19 protein-coding genes, 1 tRNA gene and 1 pseudogene are annotated in these 22626 nt (G+C 46.9%); 10 read left to right on the forward strand and 11 right to left on the reverse strand.

Translation table 11 applies throughout. From position 1 onward, the window contains the following. Positions 1-23: 23 nt before the first annotated feature. Positions 24-500 carry a transcription elongation factor GreA gene (gene greA, locus METMI_RS0100660; protein ID WP_019864228.1) on the forward strand — a complete coding sequence of 159 codons (477 nt, stop codon included), beginning with the start codon at positions 24-26 and terminating at the stop codon, positions 498-500. A gap of 117 nt (positions 501-617) precedes the next feature. Here greA and yhbY read toward each other — a convergent pair whose 3' ends face one another. Continuing rightward, the gene (gene yhbY / locus METMI_RS0100665; RefSeq protein ID WP_019864229.1) at positions 618-884 is read right to left on the reverse strand and encodes a ribosome assembly RNA-binding protein YhbY; all 267 of its coding nucleotides are present in this window, start codon (positions 882-884) and stop codon (positions 618-620) included. Positions 885-933: 49 nt separating this feature from the next. On the opposite strand from yhbY, the gene rlmE reads away from it, so the two are divergent. The 9 genes from rlmE (at position 934) to METMI_RS22865 (ending at position 8687) form a co-directional block, all read left to right on the forward strand. Next, on the forward strand, positions 934-1551 hold the full coding sequence (gene rlmE, locus METMI_RS0100670) for a 23S rRNA (uridine(2552)-2'-O)-methyltransferase RlmE (protein WP_029151405.1): 618 nt from the start codon (positions 934-936) through the stop codon (positions 1549-1551). A gap of 138 nt (positions 1552-1689) precedes the next feature. Then, positions 1690-3591, forward strand: coding sequence for an ATP-dependent zinc metalloprotease FtsH (gene ftsH / locus METMI_RS0100675; RefSeq protein WP_198007876.1), 1902 nt, complete (start codon positions 1690-1692; stop codon positions 3589-3591). 87 nt (positions 3592-3678) lie between these two features. Next, positions 3679-5019 (forward strand): phosphoglucosamine mutase, encoded by a 1341-nt coding sequence (gene glmM / locus METMI_RS0100680; RefSeq protein WP_019864232.1) that lies wholly within the window; start codon positions 3679-3681, stop codon positions 5017-5019. A 54-nt stretch (positions 5020-5073) separates the two neighbouring features. Continuing rightward, a complete protein-coding gene (gene tpiA, locus METMI_RS0100685) occupies positions 5074-5823 on the forward strand; it encodes a triose-phosphate isomerase (protein WP_019864233.1) in 750 nt (249 codons plus the stop codon). Between the two features lie 10 nt (positions 5824-5833). Then, entirely contained in the window at positions 5834-6499 is a 666-nt protein-coding gene (gene secG, locus METMI_RS28255; RefSeq protein ID WP_083930125.1) for a preprotein translocase subunit SecG, read from the forward strand. 12 nt (positions 6500-6511) lie between these two features. After that, positions 6512-6596, forward strand: a tRNA-Leu gene (locus METMI_RS0100695). Positions 6597-7017: 421 nt separating this feature from the next. Beyond that, positions 7018-7566: a type I restriction-modification system subunit M N-terminal domain-containing protein gene (locus tag METMI_RS0100700; RefSeq protein WP_232215159.1), complete on the forward strand. Its 549-nt coding sequence runs from the start codon at positions 7018-7020 to the stop codon at positions 7564-7566. Between the two features lie 69 nt (positions 7567-7635). Continuing rightward, on the forward strand, positions 7636-8100 hold the full coding sequence (locus tag METMI_RS0100705; protein ID WP_156829730.1) for a hypothetical protein: 465 nt from the start codon (positions 7636-7638) through the stop codon (positions 8098-8100). A 293-nt stretch (positions 8101-8393) separates the two neighbouring features. Further along, positions 8394-8687: a site-specific integrase gene (locus METMI_RS22865; RefSeq protein WP_156829731.1), complete on the forward strand. Its 294-nt coding sequence runs from the start codon at positions 8394-8396 to the stop codon at positions 8685-8687. Positions 8688-9157: 470 nt separating this feature from the next. Here METMI_RS22865 and METMI_RS0100715 read toward each other — a convergent pair whose 3' ends face one another. The 10 genes and pseudogenes from METMI_RS0100715 to METMI_RS0100760 all read right to left on the reverse strand — a co-directional run bounded on the left by METMI_RS0100715 (position 9158) and on the right by METMI_RS0100760 (position 22504). Then, positions 9158-10141 (reverse strand): hypothetical protein, encoded by a 984-nt coding sequence (locus tag METMI_RS0100715; RefSeq protein WP_156829732.1) that lies wholly within the window; start codon positions 10139-10141, stop codon positions 9158-9160. Next, positions 10138-11247, reverse strand: a complete 1110-nt coding sequence (locus METMI_RS0100720; RefSeq protein WP_019864238.1) for an AAA family ATPase — start codon at positions 11245-11247, stop codon at positions 10138-10140. The genes METMI_RS0100715 and METMI_RS0100720 overlap by 4 nt, the downstream gene beginning before the upstream one ends. A 12-nt stretch (positions 11248-11259) precedes the next feature. Then, on the reverse strand, positions 11260-12519 hold the full coding sequence (locus METMI_RS22870) for a DUF262 domain-containing protein (protein ID WP_019864239.1): 1260 nt from the start codon (positions 12517-12519) through the stop codon (positions 11260-11262). A 251-nt stretch (positions 12520-12770) separates the two neighbouring features. Beyond that, a pseudogene (locus METMI_RS22875) lies at positions 12771-15963 on the reverse strand (type I restriction endonuclease subunit R). A gap of 130 nt (positions 15964-16093) precedes the next feature. Further along, positions 16094-17503 carry an ATP-binding protein gene (locus METMI_RS0100735; protein WP_019864240.1) on the reverse strand — a complete coding sequence of 470 codons (1410 nt, stop codon included), beginning with the start codon at positions 17501-17503 and terminating at the stop codon, positions 16094-16096. Then, complete coding sequence (locus tag METMI_RS0100740; protein ID WP_019864241.1) at positions 17500-18999, reverse strand: restriction endonuclease subunit S; 1500 nt, start codon at positions 18997-18999, stop codon at positions 17500-17502. The genes METMI_RS0100735 and METMI_RS0100740 overlap by 4 nt, the downstream gene beginning before the upstream one ends. After that, on the reverse strand, positions 18996-19328 hold the full coding sequence (locus METMI_RS0100745) for a nucleotidyltransferase domain-containing protein (RefSeq protein ID WP_019864242.1): 333 nt from the start codon (positions 19326-19328) through the stop codon (positions 18996-18998). The genes METMI_RS0100740 and METMI_RS0100745 overlap by 4 nt, the downstream gene beginning before the upstream one ends. Then, positions 19318-19764 carry a nucleotidyltransferase substrate binding protein gene (locus tag METMI_RS0100750; protein ID WP_019864243.1) on the reverse strand — a complete coding sequence of 149 codons (447 nt, stop codon included), beginning with the start codon at positions 19762-19764 and terminating at the stop codon, positions 19318-19320. Before METMI_RS0100750 ends, METMI_RS0100745 begins: the two co-directional genes overlap by 11 nt. Before the next feature lie 129 nt (positions 19765-19893). After that, positions 19894-20946 carry a PDDEXK nuclease domain-containing protein gene (locus METMI_RS0100755; protein WP_019864244.1) on the reverse strand — a complete coding sequence of 351 codons (1053 nt, stop codon included), beginning with the start codon at positions 20944-20946 and terminating at the stop codon, positions 19894-19896. Then, the gene (locus METMI_RS0100760) at positions 20936-22504 is read right to left on the reverse strand and encodes a class I SAM-dependent DNA methyltransferase (protein ID WP_019864245.1); all 1569 of its coding nucleotides are present in this window, start codon (positions 22502-22504) and stop codon (positions 20936-20938) included. The genes METMI_RS0100755 and METMI_RS0100760 overlap by 11 nt, the downstream gene beginning before the upstream one ends. Positions 22505-22626: the final 122 nt, after the last annotated feature.

The raw sequence follows: 22626 nt of genomic DNA on the forward strand, positions 1-22626 counted from the left end.
TAATTTAGTGGAGTTGTTGGAAGATGAGTAAAGTACCCCTTACCGTAAAAGGCGCGGAAAAGTTACGCGCAGAATTGGAAGAATTAAAGTCAGTCGTTAGGCCGCGCATCATTAATGCCATCGCCACCGCAAGGGCGCATGGTGATTTAAAAGAAAATGCCGAATACCATGCCGCTAAAGAACAGCAAAGTTTCGCCGAAGGGCGTATTGCGGAAATTGAAGGCAAACTGGCCAACGCGCAAATCATTGATGTCACCAAAGTCGACGCCAACGGCAAAGTCGTGTTTGGGGCAACGGTTGCACTGGAAGATATTGACGCGGAAAAACGGGTCACTTATCAAGTCGTTGGCGAAGACGAAGCCAATATCAAAGAAGGCCGCATTTCCATAGGCTCACCCATTGCCCGGGCCTTGATCGGTAAAGAAGCGGGCGACGTGGTGATTGTCAAAGCACCTGCCGGCAATATTGAATACGAAATCATTTCAATTGAATATATCTGACCGGCAAGCACATTAAGCCCTGGAACGGTTTGTGGAGACGCTGCCCCGCAACGTCTCCACTGGCTCTTAATTGCTTAGGCAGACAAGCCCAAACTCAAAGCCCCCTAAATTGGACAGTCATTTCTTTGGGTTCAAGCGGTACAAAACCGTAACCTGACCAATCGACTGAATCAACTCCGCGCCAGTCGCCGCACACATTTTTTCGCTTATCTCCTTGCGTTCATCACGTTCGGCGCGTATTTTAACTTTAATAAGCTCGTGGCTATTTAAGGCCAGATCGACCTCGGCAAGGACTGCGTCAGTCAAGCCTGACTGGCCAACCATCACCACGGGTTTTAAGGCATGGGCATTGGCGCGTAGTTGTTTCTTATCTACAGAGTTCACTCTCACTTCCTACAATTCAAAATATTAATTCTACACTAAACAAAGGGCTATGGGACGAAGTAAAAGCAGCACACGTTGGATGCAGGAACATTTTGATGACGAATACGTCAGAATGGCGCAAGCGCAAGGTTACCGCTCACGGGCGGTATTCAAACTAAGTGAAATCCAAGAGAAGGACCAACTGATAAAACCGGGGATGAACATTATTGATTTAGGTGCGGCGCCTGGCGGCTGGTCGCAATTTGCAAAGCCGTTGATAGGAAAAAACAACAAATTGATCGCTTTGGATATTTTGCCGATGGAACCGTTGGAAGGCGTGGATTTTATCCAAGGCGATTTTCGCGAAGAAGAGGTGTTGGCCGAACTTTATAGGGTGTTGGACAACGCACCTATCAACCTGGTGATGTCAGACATGGCGCCCAACATGAGCGGCAACAATAGCGTTGACCAACCACGGGCCATTTACCTGGGGGAATTGGCGTTAGACACGGCAAGAACCGTGTTGGCGAAAAACGGCAGTTTCCTCGTGAAATTATTTCATGGCGAAGGCTTTGAAGCCTTCCATCGGGACGTGCAACAATCTTTTAACAAAGTGGTCATCCGCAAACCCAAAGCATCAAGGCCTCGTAGCAATGAAGTTTATATTTTGGCAAAAGGCTTTAAATAAGGCTTGATCGCCCATAGATCTGTAGCTATCGAGCGGATTCTACAGACAAATAACCACAGTCTGGATGATAAGTCCTGATATAATTTAACAAATGTTTTAAACCGAGCGGTTCAAGCCTAGGGCGTGTTTGTGAACGATATGATAAAAAATATAATCTTGTGGGTCGTCATTGCGATTGTGCTGATGTCCCTCTTTAATAATTTTGCCCCCCAAGGTGAACGGTCTGATTCTGCGCTGTCCTATTCGCAGTTCATCGAGTCTGTGAAGGCAGGCCAAGTCCAGCAAGTGATGATTGACGAACATGTCATCAAGGGCAAAATGCAGGGCGGCCAAATGTTTAAAACTTACGCGCCTTCAGATCCCCATTTGGTTGATGACTTATTGGCAAACGGCGTGGAAATCAAAGCCGTGCCGCCAGAACAACCCTCATTGATCATGCAGTTGCTGGTGTCCTTTGGCCCGATGCTGCTGTTAATTGCCGTGTGGGTGTTTTTCATGCGCCAAATGCAAGGCGGCGGGGCGGCTGGCCGGGGAGCCATGAGCTTTGGCAGAAGCAAAGCGCGGATGTTGGAAGAAGACCAGATTAAGGTGACTTTTGCCGATGTGGCAGGCTGTGATGAAGCCAAGGAAGAAGTCGAAGAAATGGTCGATTTTTTGAAAGACCCCGCTAAATACCAAAAATTAGGCGGCAAAATCCCGCGCGGCGCGTTGATGATAGGCCCCCCAGGCACAGGCAAGACATTGTTGGCACGGGCGATTGCAGGTGAAGCGAAAGTGCCGTTTTTCACCATCTCCGGTTCGGATTTTGTGGAAATGTTTGTCGGCGTCGGGGCTTCACGGGTACGCGATATGTTCGAACAGGCGAAGAAACACGCGCCTTGCATTATTTTTATCGACGAGATTGATGCCGTAGGCCGCCAACGCGGTGCCGGTTTAGGCGGCGGCAATGACGAGCGTGAACAGACCTTGAACCAATTGCTGGTGGAAATGGACGGTTTTGAAGGCAATGAAGGCATTATAGTCATCGCCGCCACTAACCGCCCTGACGTGCTGGACAAGGCCTTGTTACGTCCGGGCCGTTTTGACCGCCAAGTGACTGTGGGCTTGCCTGATGTCCGTGGCCGTGAGCAAATCCTTAACGTCCACATGAAAAAAGTCCCCGCCTCGGAAGATGTCGAAGTCAAATACATCGCCCAAGGCACCCCTGGTTTTTCAGGGGCGGACTTGGCCAACTTGGTCAATGAAGCGGCTTTGTTTGCAGCCCGCATGAATAAACGGGTCGTCAGCATGTTTGACCTGGAAAAAGCCAAAGACAAACTCATTATGGGTGCGGAACGGCACACGATGGTCATGGGCGATAAAGAAAAGAAAATGACCGCCTATCATGAAGCCGGACATGCTATTGTCGGCAAACTGGTGCCTGAACATGACCCGGTTTATAAAGTCAGCATCATGCCTAGAGGCCGTGCGTTGGGCGTGACCATGTTCCTGCCTGAAAAAGACCAATACAGCGCCAGCAAACAAAAACTGGACAGCATGATTTCCAGTTTATATGGCGGGCGTATCGCCGAAGAACTTATCTTTGGTTGGGAACAGGTCAGCACAGGGGCGTCCAACGACATCGAACGGGCCACCGAACTGGCACGGAACATGGTTACCAAATGGGGCTTGTCCCAACGTTTGGGGCCACTCGCCTATAGTGAAGAAGAAGGCGAAGTATTTTTGGGCCGCTCTGTGACCCAGCATAAAACCGTAGCGGAAGAAACCTCCCATACCATTGATGAGGAAATACGTTCTTTCATTGACCGCAACTACAAACGTGCGGAAGGGATTATTAAAGAAAATATTGACATCCTTCATGCGATGGCCGCCGCCTTAATGAAATATGAAACCATTGATAAAGACCAAATCGAAGATTTGATGGCCCGTAGGCCGGTAAGGGATCCCCAAGGCTGGCTTGATATACCACCGAGAAACGGCCATAAAGCAGATGATATAAAGGATGATAAAATCATTGGCGGGGCGGCTGAACAAAGCTAGGCTGCCACGTAAATTAGTCCTAAAAAAGGGGGAGGCTTAAAACCTCTCCTTTTTTTTAAGCCATTTTTCTGAAACCAGTGGATAACTATGACAAAAAAATATTTTGGTACTGACGGCATCAGAGGCAAAGTCGGTGAGCCGCCCATAACTGCCGACTTCCTGTTAAAACTAGGTTGGGCGACCGGCCGAGTTTTCGCCAATGAACGGCATGACTTTGTATTGGTCGGCAAGGACACGCGTATTTCAGGTTATATGTTCGAATCCGCTTTGGAAGCGGGATTAACCGCCGCAGGCGTCGACACCCGGCTATTAGGCCCCATGCCGACACCGGGCATTGCTTACCTGACACGCACACTAAGGGCGCAAGCGGGCATAGTCATCAGCGCCTCCCATAACCCCTATTACGACAATGGCGTGAAGTTCTTTTCAGTACAGGGGACTAAATTACCCGATGATATAGAGAAGGAAATCGAACACTATATGGATTCCCCCATGACGACAGTGGACTCGGCGCACTTAGGCAAAGCGAAACGCTTGGAGGACGCCGCCGGCCGCTATATTGAATATTGTAAAGCCAGCGTCCCGACGCGGCTCGATTTCGACCACATGAAAATCGTCGTCGATTGCGCCCATGGCGCCACATATCACATTGCCCCCCATGTTTTTAGTGAAATAGGCGCCGAAGTCATCAGCATCGGTGTCCAACCCAACGGCCTAAACATTAATGACAACTGCGGCGCCACCAAGCCAGAAATGCTGGCGGCGACCGTTTTGGCAAACCATGCGGATTTGGGCATAGCCCTGGACGGTGACGGTGACCGCCTGATCATGGTTGACCATAAGGGCGAAATAGTTGATGGCGATGAACTGATTTACATTATCGCAAAATCCAGGCTCTCTTCCGGCCAAATGGCCGGGCCTGTTGTGGGCACATTAATGACCAATTTAGGGATGGAACATGCTTTAGCCCAACTTGGCATCCCACTGCTAAGGGCAAAAGTAGGCGACCGTTATGTCATGGAACTGCTGACCAAACACAATGGCATTTTAGGCGGGGAAAATTCAGGCCATATCATTTGCCTGGATAAAACCACCACGGGGGACGGCATCATCGCCGCCCTGCAAGTCCTGGCAGAAATGCAATACAGCGGCCAATCGCTCCATGAACTAAAATCAGGGATGCAAAAATACCCACAAATCCTTATCAATATCAAAACCGCCAAAAAAGTCAACCTAGATCACTATGACGGTATCCAACAAGCTGTCAAAGCGGTTGAAAATAAATTGGGCGACAAAGGGAGGGTGCTACTACGGACATCAGGAACGGAGCCGTTAATTCGCGTCATGGTTGAAGGCGAACAGGGGGACGCAGTCAATAATTACGCCCAGCAACTCGCCGAAGCGGTGAAGAGCGCAATCGGTGCTTGAATTCAACCCTGTTAGCCTATATCATAGGCGGCTTTATTCTATGTGGAGGTAATGATGCGTCAGTCACTGGTTATCGGCAATTGGAAAATGAATGGGACTCGTGCTAGTGCTGATTCGCTTGCACAAGGTATTTTGGCAGGATTAGGTGAAAATACCGCAGGGATCGCCGTATGCGCACCTTATGTTTTCTTGCCCAACGTTAGCGAAATCACCAAAGGCAGCCGCTTGGCCTTAGGCGCACAAAATGTCGCCGACCAAGCTTCAGGCGCCTACACGGGTGAAGTGTCCGCCTCCATGTTAAGCGAATTCGGCTGTACTTATGCTTTAGTAGGGCATTCCGAAAGGCGCAGCTATTACGGCGACACCGACGCATCAGTTGCCGCGCGTTTCTGCCAAGCCCAAGCCCAAAACATCATCCCCGTGTTATGTATTGGCGAAACCCTGGAAGAACGCGAACAAGAACAAACTTTCGCCGTAGTTGAAAAACAATTGGACGCTGTCATTGGCCTTGCAGGCATAGCGGCTTTTGCCAATGCCGTCATTGCTTATGAACCGGTTTGGGCCATTGGCACAGGCAAAACAGCCAGTGACGCCCAAGCCCAAGAAGTGCACCAACACATCCGTGAATACATCGCCGCAAAAGACCAAACAATAGCCGACAAAATCCAAATCCTATACGGCGGCAGCGCCAAGCCAGACAATGCAAAAGGCTTGTTTGCCATGCCGGATATTGATGGCGGCTTAATTGGTGGGGCTTCGTTGGATGCGGAATCCTTTTTAAAGATATACCATTCAGTCAAGTAGTTTAACTTTCATGTATCAAATCATTATAGTCATTCATGTATTGCTGGGTTTAGGCATAATAGGCCTAATCCTTATTCAGCAAGGAAAAGGGGCTGATGCGGGAGCTTCTTTTGGTTCAGGCTCATCAGGTTCAGTTTTTGGGGCACAGGGAGCAGGGTCATTTTTATCAAGAACGACAGCGACCCTAGCCACACTATTCTTTATTACTAGCTTAGGACTGGCCATCCTCAATGGCAGACAAGGCGCAGCCTATGATTTGATGAGTTCAGAGGCCGTTAAAAAAGACCCTATTGGCATTCCCCAAGCCGATAGCCCAAAAACTGCCGAAAGTGCTCCAATAGCGACAGAAACAAAAACGGAAGAAATGCCTTTGACATCTTCAACGCCTGTCATAAAACAAGCCATTGAACAAATGTCAGAAAATCCGGCAGCAATCCCAAGCCCTGCAACTACGGAAGCCAAACCGCCTGAAAGCAGCGTGCCAGCCACTACCCCTGAAATTAAAGAGACTGTGGTGCCTAAAGCTGAAGAGATTAAAACCGTTGAACCCTTAAAGGTTGACGAGAAAAAAGCAGCCGCCAGCCCAGCGGAAAAAAACAAAAAAGAAGCAAAGAAAACTGTTAAAGAAAAAAAGAAAAAAACAGTGACTGATAAAAATGAAACCGTGAAAAAATAGTTATCGCTTCATGCCGATGTGGTGAAATTGGTAGACACGCCATCTTGAGGGGGTGGTGACGCAAGTCATGCCGGTTCAAGTCCGGCCATCGGTACCAAATAAAGGTTTTAAGAGAACCAAAGAAATATAAGAACCCGCAAGTTATCTGGCTTAGCGGGTTTTTTATTGTCCAACGAAATGCATAAATCACACTCCAGACAATGACACAATTCGTGATACTGGCTAAAGTAGCCTAAGAACATATCACAACGATGCCGCAAAATAGCCGGGAAACTCAATAATGACGCGGCTTACAGGGTAACTACCAGCCTGCGCCATGATTTATTTAAAAACAAATTGATCCCCATTTGTGGCTCATCAAGCCCACCAAAACAAAACCAACAACTTACTGTTCGTCCTTAGCCGGGCTTATCGAGGGATTTAATCAGACTTTCCTTAAACTCACGACATAAGCGCTACGCCCCCTAAAATCACCTTTGCCGATCTTGTAGTCCGTCAGACAAAAAAAACATTCACCAATGGCCATTAAAAAACCAGAGCTATACAGTTCACTATGGAGAAGCTGCGACGAATTGCGCGGCGGTACGGATGCTTCCCAGTACAAAGATTATGTGCTGGTGCTGCTGTTCATCAAATACGTCAGCGACAAATATGCAGGCATCCCCTACGCGCCTATCACCGTCCCCGAAGGTGCGGGCTTTAAAGACATGGTCGCGCTCAAGGGCAAACCCGATATTGGCGACCAGATCAACAAAAAAATCATCGATCCAATAGACAAAGCTAACAAATTATCAATCGCTGTCGATTTCAATGACCCGGTCAAGCTCGGCAGCGGCAAGGGAATGGTGGAGAAACCCACCAGCCTGATTGCCATCTTCGAAAATCCGGCGCTGGATTTTTCCAAGAACCTCGCCGAGGGCGGCTATGCACCTGAAAATTTTAATGTTGTCCGTCAACTCGCCATCAACCTGCTAAAAAAGGAACCTTCTAAACTGAGCATTAAGCGTAAACGCTTTAAAGCTGTATTAAGTGATCAATTTAGAGAGAATGTGATTTTTTCAACCTGACATTTATATGAGCTTGCCCTGATTGACCCTACCGAAGAAAAACGTAAACAACGTATTCGAGGTATCACATTGCAAGAATTATTAAACAGATACCTGACAGACAAAAGAGACTTAAGGGAAGCATCGAAACTCGATTACACCAAAAAAATGAATCAAGGCTTTTCAGATTGGATGAACAAGCCAATTGATACTATTACCCGTGACATGGTGATGACACGTCGTAACCAGCTTGAAGGCGGCAGGGACAACAAAATGCGCGTGTTGCGCCTGTTGATGAAATATGCCGTTGACGCACTTAAGGCGCTAGAAGAAAACCCGGTTGACGTATTGCGTGATGGCGGTTTATGGGGAAAACCCAAACGCAAAAAACGCATGGTTTCCAGTGATAACCTGAAAGACTGGTATGCCGCTGTGTTAAGTTTGGAAAATGAGAAAGCCAAAGTGTATTTGCTACTTTTGCTGCATACAGGACTAAGGGATCAGGACGTCCGCTATTTATTAATCGTCCCAAAAGTTCGCGCACAGTATGATTAGGGTACTGTGCGCGAACTTTTGGGATGATTAATAAATCCAATCAATAAGTTATTAATTTTTTATCAGTAATCGCAAGACCCATTTTAAAATTTCTTGGTGCGATTACTGATGAAAAATTAATAGAATGGAAAGATGTTGATTTTAAAAACGATTGCTTTATTGCCAGAGACACCAAAAACCATACTGATTTTACCGCCTACATTGCGCCACAAATCAAACCTTATTTCAGAGGCTTGCAAACCTTAACCGGCGATAGCCGTTTTGTTTTCCCTGGTGATTCTAAAGATGGCGTGATGAATATACCTAGGAAACCTATTGCGGAAATTTGCAAGAAAACGGGCATTGAATTTTCAAGCCACGACCTAAAACGCACCTTTTTAACCATTGGCGAAGCGGCAATGATACCGTTCTCTTTATTAAAAGCGCTGGCAAACCACAAAACGGATAATGACGTGACTGGCGGCTACATCAACCCCGAAGCCAAAACGCTTAAGGCGGCAACGTGGAAAATTGCCGACTTTATCCAGTCCCATTCGGCGGCAACCGGAGACAATGTTCATTTTTTGTTAAAAGCGAGTGGGGAATAGGCAGCAATACCCGATCAAAGATGCCATCGTATTGCTAGCCAAGTTACATTGAAAGTGGCGGTGAAATTGGATCCACGATGCCATTTAATGGGTAAAACCGATGACGCACAGCTAAATCGCAAATAACCTTCCGTTTTTCTCGAAAGATGCTCAGCGTTACCTTGCTATGAGTTTTTCGTAGTTATGCTAAATTTTAAAACGACTCTGACTATAACCTGCAAAAGCTGTAATACCTGCAATCGGCGCAATTTCGATATTCAGCAATCTTGGTCGAATGGTCGTTAAGCATCGAGAAACGGTCATTAGATTTCAGCTATAAATCAAAATTTTTGACGAATTTCATCATCGGCCATTTTGAGATAGCTCAGTTTTTCAGTATGTGCATCCATTCTCAAAACAAAATGCGGTATTTAATTAATTTATATCGGCCGCATCAACTTCCACTGTTTTTTGTCATGTATAGAGATTTTTTATTTGGCTTTGATTTTAGCGGTCGGTAAATGTGGTCCAATATAGCCAATCGTGATTCGTTTTTGTTGTTGATTTTCTAGCCAGTATAAACGGAAGCCTTTTGGCTGAATGTTACAGTGCATCACAAAGTGTTTCTGACCCTGGCGCGGACAAGTCGAGAGACGCATATCAGCAAGGTTTTTTTGTTGCATAGTTGCTGTAGATTCAGGGCGGGCTTTCATTGGATAAGCTGGCTCATTTTCATTTTTTAACTTCCATTCAAAGCAAGTGTTATTCAATTGCCATAAACGGTTTACGGCACTCGCAAGTGTTTCACTTTGAAGCTCGTGCAATGAATTTTCTTTGGATTGATCTAAGTTTGGAAATACGCTGATCCAATAATTTAACAGTTTTTGGCTGTTGTTTATTTGGTTCAAAAGCTCATGCCGCCAATGCAGGATAACGTTATCAACATGATTGGCTTGTGAGGCATGACGCACTTGATGAAGGCTGCGGGTAGGAAAATCTAAGTTTTCATCCGTTTCATCATATAAAAATTGCTCAATATAAACTGAGTCAACCAGCCATTCTTCACATGATGGCAGACTAATTGCGATACCATCGGACAGCAATGCAATACCTAATGCTTCGCATTTTGTATCTGTGCATTTTAAGTTAAATTCAGAACGAAAATATTCATCATTAATATCTTGCTGGCTTTTTAGACAAGCATAAGCGGGTGATTGAATACTTAGTTGTAGTGCAAATTCATACAACTCACGATTGAGAATACGAGTATCTTCTAACCATTCCTGAAAACCATAGTCGTTTTCTATGAGATCAATTTCGTAAAGGTTAATTTTAGAATGCAGCGTTTTTTCGCAAATTTCTTCATCAATTAAATCGGCAATGGTTGTTATCATCTCAGAAAGCCAATATTGAGCTTGGTTTCTTGTCGGAGCAGCCTGAATTGATAAGTCATTAAATATTAAAGTGGCTCTCATGTTTTGCTCGGATTACGTTCGCGGCGACGAGAAGAAAGTGCGGCTAAATTGCGAATTGATTCATCAAAAAAACCTTCGGGCCATTTGTCGATTTTGCCATCAGAATCAATTTGTGGAGTGGTAATTTCAATTGCGCTACCGTTACGAGAAAAATAATGTAAAACTGTTTGTTCAGGTGTTAATAATCCGTCACGTACTGCAATACGAATACCATTTAGCAAATGGTCGCTGTGAGTTTCAACAATGACCTGAGTGCCAGCAGCTGCAACATGTGCTATTAATTTGCCCATTAATGATTGTCCACGAGGATGTAAATGCGCTTCGGGATTTTCTAATATAATCAGGCCATTTTTAGGCAAAGATAACAAAGCCACTATAACTGGAAGAGTATAACTCAATCCGAAACCCACATGTGTGGGGCGGAAGGGACGTGAAAAACCAACTTCCGAGGGGAATGAAAAGCCAATAGTTCCAGCATTGACTGTTTTAAATTCTTTAGGATCAATTTTTACACCAGGAGAAATATCATTTAACCAAGCTTGAACTTGAGGCAATAGGGTCGTGCCTGCATCTTCGTTAAGTAAACCAATATTTGAATTTTTTAAATGTCTATCGCCCTGTTCAAGTAAATAATGAATGCTGTATTCACCGTATTTGCCTAGATTATTATGATGAACATCGAAATCGGATAGTGGAACGCTGACCCGTGGGCCCCAGCGATCAGCGCTTATGTAATGAAAGTTATCGTTAAACAATGCTAATTGTTCAATATCTTTCAAAGCAGTCGTAGATGTAAATAAGTCTTTTGATACATCAAAATGATTAGCCCACGTTACAGTATCCCAATCCGAACTACTTAGCTGAAATTCCATTTCATCATTTTTGGCATCGATTGCAAATACATCTAACGCTTGCCCAAGCTCGATTAAATCACCATTTAATCTAATCTTGCCCCCTTCTTTATAGGATTGACGTAATAGCAATAAGCTTTGCAATACCGAACTTTTACCTGTGCTATTTAAGCCGGAAAGTAATGTTAATGATGCAAGAGTAAGCTCTGCTTGTTGAAAACATTTGAAATTTTTGATTTGTAGTGTGGTTAACATACTATTTGATATTTAAAAAAGTTCTAAGTCATTTACCCATAAACCATCTATGACGTAATGGGGAGATTTTGGCTTATCTTGTAAAACATCATCAATTAAACTCTTAACTGCCGCGAAGCGAAAATGTACACTTTTAACATCAGCAGTTTGCTGGATTGCTTTAGCAAAATCTAAGTATGCATAATTAGAGTTATTTACTGCGGATGGCAAACTACGCCCATCTAACAAGTCAATAAAACGTTCTTGCAGATCCTCGTAACGATTTTTTAACGTTTCTATTTCCGCATCATTGTAATTACAGAGGATAACCGACCAAGCTTCAAATAAGGCTTTGCTAATCGGAAATAGACGATCATTAAGAGCTGATTGTTTACGAAATGCCTTAATTCCAAATACTGCGTGGCAATTGCGCATGGCTTTCTTAAACCGCTGACGATAGTCATTTATACGTTCATCGGACATAGCATTAAAAATTTCCATGGTTCTTGATAAAAAACCATCCAGGTCTTTGTTTTTATAATCTTCTGGTGAACGATGAGAAAAGGCAAGGTAGCGTAATACACATTCTCTATCTGCCATACGGTCATCACTAATACTATTGTTTGTCGCCTGCTTAAATTCTTCGCATTCAGATAATTCTTTTAACAGAGCTGTTGATTTTCCGTTATACAGCGCATGGCGTATTTCCTGGGCAGATAAAGGTAAGCCACTGGTATTGATGCGTTTAAAAATAGTTCGGGTTACGGTTTTTGGTGTCGTAGGTTGAATAATATGAAATACCGGTTCGGTTTCCAAAATGCGCCGTTGCATATTGCGCGGTAATGCTTCGAACTTTAAACCTTCAAATTGTGTTAAAAACTCCAAGTTTTTAAGTATGAGTGTTTTGTCCTGAATATACTCTTTAAGTGTCGTCAATCGTTGCAAACCGTCGACAACTATCCAGTTATCATCTTTATCAGCGGCCACATAAAATACCGGCAAAGGAATGTTTAACAACAAGGATTCAATTAAACGGCTTTTCTCCTTAATTTGCCAAATTCCACCTTTACGTTGAAAGTCAGGATTAAGTTCAATTTCTTTATGTTCAATTCGCTTGATAACACTGTCTATGCTGGGATTTTTAGTGACAATAGCTATATCGTTAGGATCAAACGGGTTGCTAATTTCACTATTGTCATCATCAATCTCACGTTCAATACCGCTTTTACGCAATCCATCGGAAGTGAGCTCTTCTTCAATTTCAGCATTAGGATTTGATGCTTCTTGATTCATAATTTAAATACTTATTTCTTTGCATTAATCGGGAAATGAAGAATGCAGTTAAGAGGTTGTTTGGTAAAATTTTTTCAGGGCTAAATAAAAGTGGTTCTTCCCAATTTTCGTGGGATATCTGCTAACTATATGTAGTATATGATACTTAGATACTTTATACCTCTAGGAAATATTTCTTTACTGTGCATTCATTGACAGAGAGAACAAGAAAGCTTGGGTAATAATAGTCTTCATCACAACAAACCATACGATTAACCCCACTCCGCACTCAAACTCTCCGCCTGCTCCAATACCAGTTGCACGGCTTCTTCCTGTTTGCCGGGCGGGTATTTGTATTTGCGTAGTATCCGCTTCACCATCAGCCGTAAGCTGGCCCTTACGCTTTCCCGCACCGACCAATCGACGCTGACATTTTTGCGTAGATTCTCAGCCAGTTCATGGGCAATTTTTTTCAGGGTCTCGTCACCAAGTTCACGGACGGATTCTTCGTTATTCGCCAGGGCATCGTAAAAGGCCAGTTCATCATTGTTCAGGCCAAGATCTGCGCCGCGTTCCGCCGCTTCCTTGAATTTTTTCGCCATCTGGATCAGCTCTTCAATCACTTGGGCGGTTTCAATGGAGCGGTTTTGGTAACGGAGGATGACATTGCTGAGCAATTCCGAGAATTTATGTTGCTGGACGATATTGCTGGCGAATCGGGCTTTTATTTCGCCTTCCAGCAAGCGTTCCAGCAGTTCCACGGCAAGGTTGCGTTCCGGCAGGTTGCGGACATCGTTGAGAAAATCTTGGTCAAGAATGCCGATATTGGGTTTATCCAAGCCAACGGCGTTAAAAATGTCCACGACTTGTTCTGATACGACCGCCGAGCCGATGATTTGGCGGATAGCCAGTTCGCGTTCTTCATTGGTTTTCTTTTTGCCGCTGATCTCTTTCTTGGTCAGCAACACCTTAACGGCTTGGAAAAAAGCCACTTCTTCCCGTTCAGCCTTGGCTTCATCCAGGGTACAGCATAACGTGAAGGCTTTGGACATCGCCAGGGCGGTATCGCAAAAACGTTTTTTGCCTTCTTTGATGCCCAGCACATGGTTGGCGGTTTTTGCCAATATGCCATGACCGCCCGTTAAGAAATCGCTGTAATCGAAACCGTGCAATAGTGACCGAAGAATATCCAATTTTTCTTCCAGCACCGCGTAGGCTTCATGGGCATCAACAGTCGGGCGGCCTCGGCCTTTGCTGGCGGTGTATTCTTTTAAGGCTTCTTTCAAGCTGTTGGCTATGCCGATGTAATCCACCACCAAGCCACCTTGTTTGTCGCGGAACACGCGGTTGACACGGGCGATGGCCTGCATCAGGTTATGGCCTTTCATCGGTTTGTCGATATACATGGTATGCACACAGGGTGCATCAAAGCCCGTCAGCCACATATCGCGGACAATCACCAGCCGCAACGGGTCGTCTGGATTTTTAAAGCGTTTCTCCAAGCGTTTTTTGGTTTGTTTGGAATAGATATGCGGACGCAACAAGGGTTTGTCGCTGGCGGAACCCGTCATGATAATTTTGATAGCGCCATGTTCTGGATCGTCATCATGCCACTCTGGGCGGAGGGCGATAATGGCATTGTACAGATGAACACAGATTTCCCGGCTCATCGCCACAATCATGGCTTTACCGGATTGCGCCTGGCTACGCTCCTCAAAGTGTGCAATTAGGTCGGCGGCAACTTGCTGGATGCGCGGTTCAGCTCCGACCACTTGCTCAAGTGCTGTCCATTTGCTTTTCAGGCGGGCTTGTTGGTCATCTTCCTCGTCTTCCGCCAATTCATCAACTTCTGCGTCAATATCCGCCAAGGCATCTTGTTTCAAGCCGAGCTTGGCTAGGCGAGATTCAAAATAAATCGCCACCGTCGCACCATCCTCACGGGCTTGCTGCATGTCGTAAATGTCGATGTAATCGCCGAACACGGCGCGGGTGTCGCGGTCTTCGGAGGACACGGGCGTTCCGGTAAAGGCGACAAAGGTCGCGTTCGGTAGTGCATCGCGCAAATGCTGGGCATAGCCGACTTGATACACCATACGCGGTTCGGCTGCTATAGCTGCTGATGGGACTTGCGTTGTGTAACCCGGCAATTCCTCAACATGTTGTCGGGTTACGCCTTCAAGGCTAACCCGACCTACGGCGGCAGAGACAGTCTTAATTTTCGCTGCAAAACCGTATTGGGTGCGGTGCGCCTCATCGGCAATCACCACAATATTTTGGCGGTCAGACAACATGGGGAAACTGTCTTCATCTTCCCCTGGCATGAATTTTTGGATGGTGGCAAAGACAATACCGCCGGAAGGCCGATTGGCTAACACGCGCCGTAAATCTTGGCGGGTTTCCACTTGCACGGGTTGCTCGCGCAATAAATCCTGCGCCAAGGAAAATACGCCGAACAATTGCCCGTCCAAATCGTTGCGGTCGGTAATCACCACAATCGTCGGGTTTTCCATTTCCGGTTCGCGCATCACGCGGGCGGCGAAACAGGTCATGGTGATGCTCTTGCCGGAACCTTGGGTATGCCAGACCACGCCGCCTTTGTGCGAACCGCCCGGACGCGAGGCCGCAATCACTTGGGCAATGGCAGTCCGCACGGCGTGGAACTGATGATAGCCAGCAATTTTCTTAACCAACGTGCCGTCATCTTCAAACAACACAAAAAAGCGCAGGAAATCCAACAGATAAACCGGAGCCAAAACCCCTCGCACCAGCGTTTCCAGTTCATTAAACTGCCCCAGCGGATCAAGGGTCACACCGTCTATGGTGCGCCACGCCATAAAACGCTCGGTATCCGCCGACAGCGAACCCATCCGTGCTTCCGTGCCGTCCGAAATCACCAGCACTTCGTTATATTGGAAAACATCGGGGATTTGCTCTTTATAGGTTTGCAGTTGGTCAAACGCTTTCCAAATATCGGCGTTCTCATCAGCCGGATTTTTCAGCTCCAGCAACACCAGCGGCAAGCCGTTTAAAAATAAGATAATGTCAGGGCGGCGGGAATATTTCGCCCCTTTGATGGCAAACTGATTAATCGCCAGCCAGCCATTCATTCGCCGCCACATCGGCAAAATCCACCAGCCGGACAAAATCGCCGCGTGTTTCGCCATTTTGTTGATACTCAACAGGCACGCCGTTGACCAATAAGCGGTGAAAATGCCGATTGGCGGATAACAACACAGGCGTATCCAGATTCGACACCTGTTGCAGCGCATCTTCACGGGCAACCAATGGCACCAAAGGATTCAGGCGATGGATTGCCTTGCGTAAACGCTCAACCAACACCACCTGGGCATAATGGCTACGTTCAGGTACGACACCATCAACGGCAATGTCCGGGCCATAAATAGCGGTATAGCCAACATCCGCCAGCCAGCTTAGGGTTTCTTGTTCCAGTTGGTCTTCGGTCATTTCGAATTTTCCATCTGCATTTAATTGATTAAAACCCAATATACGTTTTGCTTTAAAACACTTAACTATTTGAATTATTATGTTTTTTATGTAAAAACAATAGGTGTCGCGATTTGCATTAAAACACTCTTTATGCCCAAAAAGGCAAATAGCGGGCATAGCGGGTTGAAGTGCTATCAGACTCGTCGGCTTTGATTAAACCCGCATCTTTGGTTGCTCCAATCACCAATGAAACGGTCGCCGCTTTCGACTCCAGCAGCTTGAACCGTTCCCTTAGGCTCTGGTTGGACATACGATGGTTGCTCACATACTGTAAGCAGCAATGTTGATAACAAGCCCGTATACGATCCGGCTTGCTCATGTCGGCAAAATCCTGATGGGCAAAAAGTATTGCAGTTGTCCGTGTTTCACCGACACGAAAATCTGGAGCCGGCAGTTGAAAAACCTCGGCAGCATCAATGACCTTATCGATCCCGCTACCTTTTTCTTCACAAATCCCCATCCGCCGCATCAAATCAGCCAACCGCTCATTACGGGATCGATACTCGTCGATAAAACGCTCCACTTTAATCGACGGCAAACCGGGGTTGGATATTTCCAGGCGGTCGGCATACATTTCTATCATCACCGACGTGCCTGAGGTTTGGAAATCCTGGTGGATCAGGGCATTGGCAATTAATTCACGAATGGCCTGGCGAGGGAACATCTTCACTTCTTCGCGTACCACCTGTTCTATGTAACGGTTTTGCGGCGCAGCAGAATGCACAAAATCAACCAAACTCTCGAAACCGACCGCGTAGCCTTTGACCCCTGGTTTATCCTCACGGGTCACCAGTTTGTTGATTCCTTCGTAAATCACTACACGCGGCGACTTGCGTGCCAATTCTGGCGAGAAGCTGTCCAGACGTTTAGCAAGCATAATAGCCGCCAGATGGGTTACCAGCCAACCCTCTGAACCCTCAACGATCAAGCGTTCTTTAGCCAAACGTGCCAGCACACCTTCACGTGAAGTGGGATAAGGTAGCCCGATTAATTCAAAGAAGGATTGCGTATCCAAAAGTGCAACCACCTCGTCAGCCGTCACATTTTGCTTTGCCGGTTGCTCAAACCAGTCCGGTGCGCCTTCCGCTAAAATTCGGCGCAATTGATCAGAACTCATAGGGACTAAGTCTTCGCCAGCCCTCATCAGATAAGCACCTTCCAAGTGAAGCGGTGTTCCTACAGGGCGGGGAGGAATTTCAAACACCAACACCCTGCCATCTGGGTGCTGCAATTCAGTTATTTCAACCCGAAAACCCAGGGTTTCCAGAATCCTGGCTTTTATGTCCCCCAGATTTTGAAACGCTTGAGTGCCAACGATTTTGCGGGGCGGCTTGTCCGTGACACCCAACACGAGATGCCCGCCGCTTTCATTCGCCAAGGCCACGCAATAACGCAACAATTTAGCCTTGTCGAATTGCTGCTTGGCTTCCTTGAATTCGAGATGTTCATTTTCCCGAGGCGTGCTTAACCAATATGTCAACGTATCCAATGTAATCATGTGGTTTCCTCAAGCATGGCCTCGGCATCGGGCAAGCGTAATTGACCGGAGATTAGGCGGGGGAGTAGGGTGTCTCGGAGGGAGGTTAGGTTTTGGATTCGACGATGATTCATTTCTTTGCTGTTGTCGATTTGTGCTAGACCTGATTGATACAGATGTTTTGTAACATCTGGTGGCGGTAATACCAGCTTAAAGTCTGAAAGATTACCAAGACTCAAATTTGCTTGAACAGCTTGGACAACTTTTTCTCCAATTGAATGCTGGGATTCGTTTCTTTGCAGAAGCCGACTGATTAATCCACTTGGAAAAATATCCTGTTTAGGACGAATCAATGCAACAGCTTGATTAGTGTTAGCAGGAACAAAATCTTTTGTTACGATTGCAACACGTCCGATTGTTCCAGCAATAGAAATGAGTACATCTCCAATTTCAAGCTGGGAACGTCGAAGTAATTCATGAGTTTCATTATCTATAAATGCGAACTTTTCGGATATAAATCCTCCGTCATCAGTCATTGATTCCGCTTTGATGAAATTGATGCCAATTGGCACAAATGCCCGCTTAAGTGTTGTAGGTGTAGTTCCTTTTGTGATTTTCTCGGTCACGTCGCCTAATCGACAAACCTTCCACCCCTTCGGAATCAGACCTAATTCCGATTCCTCGAAACTATCAGGAAACAGCGCGGCTATTTCGGGGGGAAGGACGGCTCCCTCTCCCTGTGGGAGAGGGTTGGGGTGAGGGTTTTTAGACTGTCTGCCCTCACCCCCAGCCCCTCTCCCACAGGGAGAGGGGAGCAAAGCTGCGTTGGCCTGTACAGGGTCGAAATCCACAAACCACGATTTGAACAGGGCTTGGGCAATGGCTTCTAGGGTGGCGTTGGTTTCGCGTATTAGAGCGATGCGGTCATCAAGTGCCCCTAAAATTGTTGAAATTTCGTTTTCGATATTGTCGCCAAGTCTAGGGATTTTTAATGCTTTTATAACTTTAAGGCTTAGTGTCTTTTGAGTGCTTCCTACAACTCCAGCTTCAATTTGTGACCAAATATAAGCAGAATTCAATACCGCATATAAGTATCGCGGGTTAATATTTTTAGGAATAATTGCAGAAGTATTTTGACCAAGACAAAAATTAGTTTTTGTTACTCTTGAAGTAATACCGTAACTCCCAACTCTTGTGATAATTATGTCGTTGGTAGAGGGTTTGTAGCGCCGCGAAAATTCAGAAAAAGTCTTTTCATCTACCTTTAGTGTCTGAGTTAAATTTAAATTTCCATATTTGACATCAGTTGCCCGAACCATAGGCAAGCCATCATTAGAATAAGTTGGCGTTTTATGCAACGAATCAACTACTTCTGAAACTTCTTCAAGTGTCGAAAATTCATCTATGTAGGTCGGGTTAGCGAAGCGTAACCCGACATTGGCTTCCGATTCCGCCTCTGCTTGTCGGGTTACGCAGTCGCTAACCCGACCTACAATTTTTTGTTTATCTAAACTCATTTCTTCGCCCCTGTTTGCACAACGGCGTAATTCGCCAAAATCTCTTCCTGAAATTCGTTTGGAATCCTCGCCCAATCCACTATTTGCACAATAATCGGCAAATTGCTGTCTGAAAATGCGTCGGTCACGTCGCCAAGGTTGTTTTGGTGACGGCTCAGATCGTCGGGTTGGCGGGCTACCAAGTCCAAATCGCTGGCATCGTAATAATCGCCGTTGACGCGGCTGCCATACGCCCAGATTTCGGCATGGGGTAAGTGGGTTTGCAAAATCGTTAAAACCATTTGCAAATAACGGTCGGGCAAGTGCAGTTGCGCGGTATCAAGCACCATTATTTTCTGCTCCTTTGCCTAGTTTTTGTTCCAGCACGTCTGCCAATGTGGTGATGTCTTGTAAAAACGCGGGGATCAGTGTCAACGTTTCCTTGGCGAACTGTTCGCCGTAATCGTGCGCGGTGTTGTTGCGGTTGTCGCGGTAAGCAAACCAACGCTCAACCTCTGGCAATGTCAGTAAATCGTGGACGGCGGCGAGCCGGAGAATGTCTTTAACAGGCGTGGCTTCCAGTTTTTTGCCGCCATGCCCAAAGGCTTTCAGGGCTTTTTTCAGTAATTTAAAAGCGGTTTCTTGAGCCAGTTCGTAGCCTTTGATAATGGCGTTACGGAAGACTTCTTGCTCGATACTGTCGCCTTCGGCTTTTTGATAGAGCAGTAACGACGCATCCAAGGTTTTCATGCACCGCCGCAGTTGGTCTACGTTTAGATATTGCATTTAGTTTCCCCTGTTGTTGTGTACTGAAACACTAACCGGACCGTTTTTTGCTGTGAAATTTTTAGCGCGTGTGTTTGTGCCACAGCTTGTGGCACCAAGTATTGGGTTACGGATAAGTGCGATAAAAGCCTATTCATCATCAATTACCCCCATGTCCATCGCCATTTCAGCCTCTATCTCGGCAATGCTGGGCAAGTTGCTGGCCAGGGTTTCCGGCAAGTCGCGCAAGAGCTGGTATTCTGCCACGCCGATAGGTTTGTCTATACCGGACAACGCATATTGGGCGACTAAGCGGTTTTGCTTTTTGCACAGCAACAGGCCGATGGTGGGCTGGTCGTCTGCGGCTTTGATTTGTGCATCGACAACGGCGAGGTAAAAATTGAGCTGGCCTATATGTTCAGGTTTAAAGGCGGTGGCCTTCAGTTCAACCACCACATAACATTTAAGACGGGTGTGATAAAACAGTAAGTCGATGAAAAACTCATCGCCGTCCACATCTAAGCGGAATTGCCGCCCCACAAAGGCAAAGCCCGCGCCCAATTCCAATAAAAAACGGATGATGTGGCGGATTAGCGCGTTTTCGATCTCGCGTTCCTGCGCGTCGTCGCCCAAGCCCAGAAAGTCAAATAGGTAAGGGTCTTTTAGGGCTTCTTGTGCCAGGTTGGCATGAGGTAACGGAAGACGCGCCGCGAAGTTGCTGACGGCTGCCCCTTGGCGTTGGCGCAAGCGGTTTTTGATATGCACTTCCAATGACGTCCTCGACCAGCCTTGTTGCACGGCTTGCAGGGCGTACCATTCGCGTTCTTCGGTGTCGGCAAGTTTAGTCAGCAGTGTGACGATGTGGAACCAAGGTAATTGGTCAGCGGGTTGCTGACCAATTAAACCGTCAGGGCAATGCTGGGCAAAAAAGCGCATGTATTTAAGATTGCTGGACGACCAGCCGCGCATATCGGGGAAAGCATCTTTCAAGTCGTGCGCCAAACGTTCAATAACCTTGCTGCCCCAGCCTTGCTCGGCTTGGCGGCTGACTATCTCGCCACCGATTTGCCTATACAGGTTGATGAGTTCGGCATTGACTGCAAAAGCGGCGCGTTGGCGGGCTTGGGCAATTTTGCTTTTTAGCTGCGCCAGCCAGTCAGCATAGTCCTTGGGCAAGCCTAAGGCGTTATCCTCAGAACTCATAACCTAAGCCTCCTAATTTCTGGCGTATCAGTTGATCCAATTCCGCGCCCTTCGCCATTTGCTCGCCCAGTTTTTCGGTGAGCTTTTGCATTTTGTCGGCAAAGGCTTCGTCATCGTCTTCCACTGCTTCTGCGCCGACGTAACGACCTGGGGTCAGCACATGCCCGTGTTCGGCGATTTCTGCCAAGGTGACGCTGCGGCAAAATCCCGCAATATCGGCGTAGTTTTCGCCTGTGGTGCTGTCGCCCCGCCATACGGCGACGGTGTTGGCGATGCGTTCGATCACTTCGTCGGTAAATTCACATTGCACACGGCTAATCATGCTGCCAAATTTTCGGGCATCAATAAACAGCACTTCACCTAGTCGGGTGCGTTTTTCTTTGACCAAAAACCACAAGCAAGCGGGAATTTGGGTGTTGAAGAACAGTTGTCCGGGCAAGGCGATCATGACTTCGACTTTGTCGGCATCGACCATGGCGCGGCGGATGTCGCCTTCGCTGTTTTGGCTGGAACTCATCGAACCGTTGGCAAGCACGATGCCAGCGCGGCCTGTGGGTTTGAGGTGGTGGAGCATGTGTTGCAGCCAAGCATAGTTGGCATTGCCTTGCGGCGGTGTGCCGTATACCCAGCGCGGGTCGCCTTCCAAACTGCCGTGCCACCAGTCGGAGATATTGAACGGCGGGTTGGCGAGGACAAAGTCGGCGCGTAAGTCGGGGTGCTGATCGCGGACGAAGGTGTCGGCGGGTTCTTTGCCCAAATTAAAATCAATACCGCGAATGGCGAGGTTCATTGCCGCTAGTCGCCAAGTGGTCGGGTTGGCTTCTTGTCCATAGATGGAGACATCGCCTAGTTTGCCGCCGTGCGCTTCTATAAAACGTTCGGATTGCACAAACATCCCACCTGAGCCGCAGCAAGGATCATAGACTTGACCATGATGCGGGGCAAGTACGGCGACTAGGGTTTTGACGATGGATGCGGGCGTATAGAACTGCCCGCCGCGTTTGCCTTCAGCACTGGCGAACTGGCCTAAAAAGTATTCGTACACTTGCCCCAGCAAATCACGGGCGTGATTCTTGGCGGTGTCGGCGGATTCACCAAAGCCGATTTGCGAGACTAGATCAACCAATTCGCCCAATTTGCCATCGGGCAATTGCACCCGTGCATAACGTTTGTCGAGGATGCCTTTCAGTTTGGGGTTTTCGGTTTCAATCAGCGACAACGCGTCATCGATGCGTTTGCCGATGTCAGCCTGTTTGGCTTGGGCGCGAAGGCTTTCCCAGCGGGCGGCTTCAGGCACCCAGAACACGTTGACTTCTTTGTAATAGTCGCGGTCTTCGAGTTCGGCGTTGATTAAGTCAGGGTCGGCATCGTCCAGATAATAGTCGTCCTGACTGTCGGCAAATTTGCGCGTGAGTTCGGCGCGGCGGGTCTGGAAGGTGTCGGAGATGTATTTGACGAAGATCAGACCCAGGACGATGTGTTTGTATTCGGCAGCGTCCATATTGGCGCGGAGTTTGTCGGCGGTCGCCCACAAGGTTTTCTTGATGTCTTCGATCATGCGTTGTTTAGTAAAAGTGTTGGATTTCCTATAGCTGCATACTATATCACTTCGTTGGGTTCGGCTGGGAAAACGGGTGTAGGGAGATATTTATTACGTTTAGGGAGTCGCGAATGTATACG

It is taken from the genome of Methylovulum miyakonense HT12 (genome assembly GCF_000384075.1).
Lineage (GTDB): Bacteria > Pseudomonadota > Gammaproteobacteria > Methylococcales > Methylomonadaceae > Methylovulum > Methylovulum miyakonense.

Excerpts from the sequence above, each read along its gene's own strand:
- greA (WP_019864228.1), top strand. The coding sequence starts at position 24 with ATGAGTAAAGTACCCCTTACCGTAAAAGGCGCGGAAAAGTTACGCGCA.
- rlmE (WP_029151405.1), top strand. The coding sequence starts at position 934 with ATGGGACGAAGTAAAAGCAGCACACGTTGGATGCAGGAACATTTTGAT.
- ftsH (WP_198007876.1), top strand. The coding sequence starts at position 1,690 with ATGATAAAAAATATAATCTTGTGGGTCGTCATTGCGATTGTGCTGATG.
- glmM (WP_019864232.1), top strand. The coding sequence starts at position 3,679 with ATGACAAAAAAATATTTTGGTACTGACGGCATCAGAGGCAAAGTCGGT.
- tpiA (WP_019864233.1), top strand. The coding sequence starts at position 5,074 with ATGCGTCAGTCACTGGTTATCGGCAATTGGAAAATGAATGGGACTCGT.
- secG (WP_083930125.1), top strand. The coding sequence starts at position 5,834 with ATGTATCAAATCATTATAGTCATTCATGTATTGCTGGGTTTAGGCATA.
- METMI_RS0100700 (WP_232215159.1), top strand. The coding sequence starts at position 7,018 with ATGGCCATTAAAAAACCAGAGCTATACAGTTCACTATGGAGAAGCTGC.
- METMI_RS22865 (WP_156829731.1), top strand. The coding sequence starts at position 8,394 with ATGAATATACCTAGGAAACCTATTGCGGAAATTTGCAAGAAAACGGGC.
- METMI_RS0100715 (WP_156829732.1), bottom strand. The coding sequence starts at position 10,141 with ATGAGAGCCACTTTAATATTTAATGACTTATCAATTCAGGCTGCTCCG.
- METMI_RS0100720 (WP_019864238.1), bottom strand. The coding sequence starts at position 11,247 with ATGTTAACCACACTACAAATCAAAAATTTCAAATGTTTTCAACAAGCA.
- METMI_RS22870 (WP_019864239.1), bottom strand. The coding sequence starts at position 12,519 with ATGAATCAAGAAGCATCAAATCCTAATGCTGAAATTGAAGAAGAGCTC.
- METMI_RS0100735 (WP_019864240.1), bottom strand. The coding sequence starts at position 17,503 with ATGATTACATTGGATACGTTGACATATTGGTTAAGCACGCCTCGGGAA.
- METMI_RS0100740 (WP_019864241.1), bottom strand. The coding sequence starts at position 18,999 with ATGAGTTTAGATAAACAAAAAATTGTAGGTCGGGTTAGCGACTGCGTA.
- METMI_RS0100745 (WP_019864242.1), bottom strand. The coding sequence starts at position 19,328 with ATGGTGCTTGATACCGCGCAACTGCACTTGCCCGACCGTTATTTGCAA.
- METMI_RS0100750 (WP_019864243.1), bottom strand. The coding sequence starts at position 19,764 with ATGCAATATCTAAACGTAGACCAACTGCGGCGGTGCATGAAAACCTTG.
- METMI_RS0100755 (WP_019864244.1), bottom strand. The coding sequence starts at position 20,946 with ATGAGTTCTGAGGATAACGCCTTAGGCTTGCCCAAGGACTATGCTGAC.
- METMI_RS0100760 (WP_019864245.1), bottom strand. The coding sequence starts at position 22,504 with ATGATCGAAGACATCAAGAAAACCTTGTGGGCGACCGCCGACAAACTC.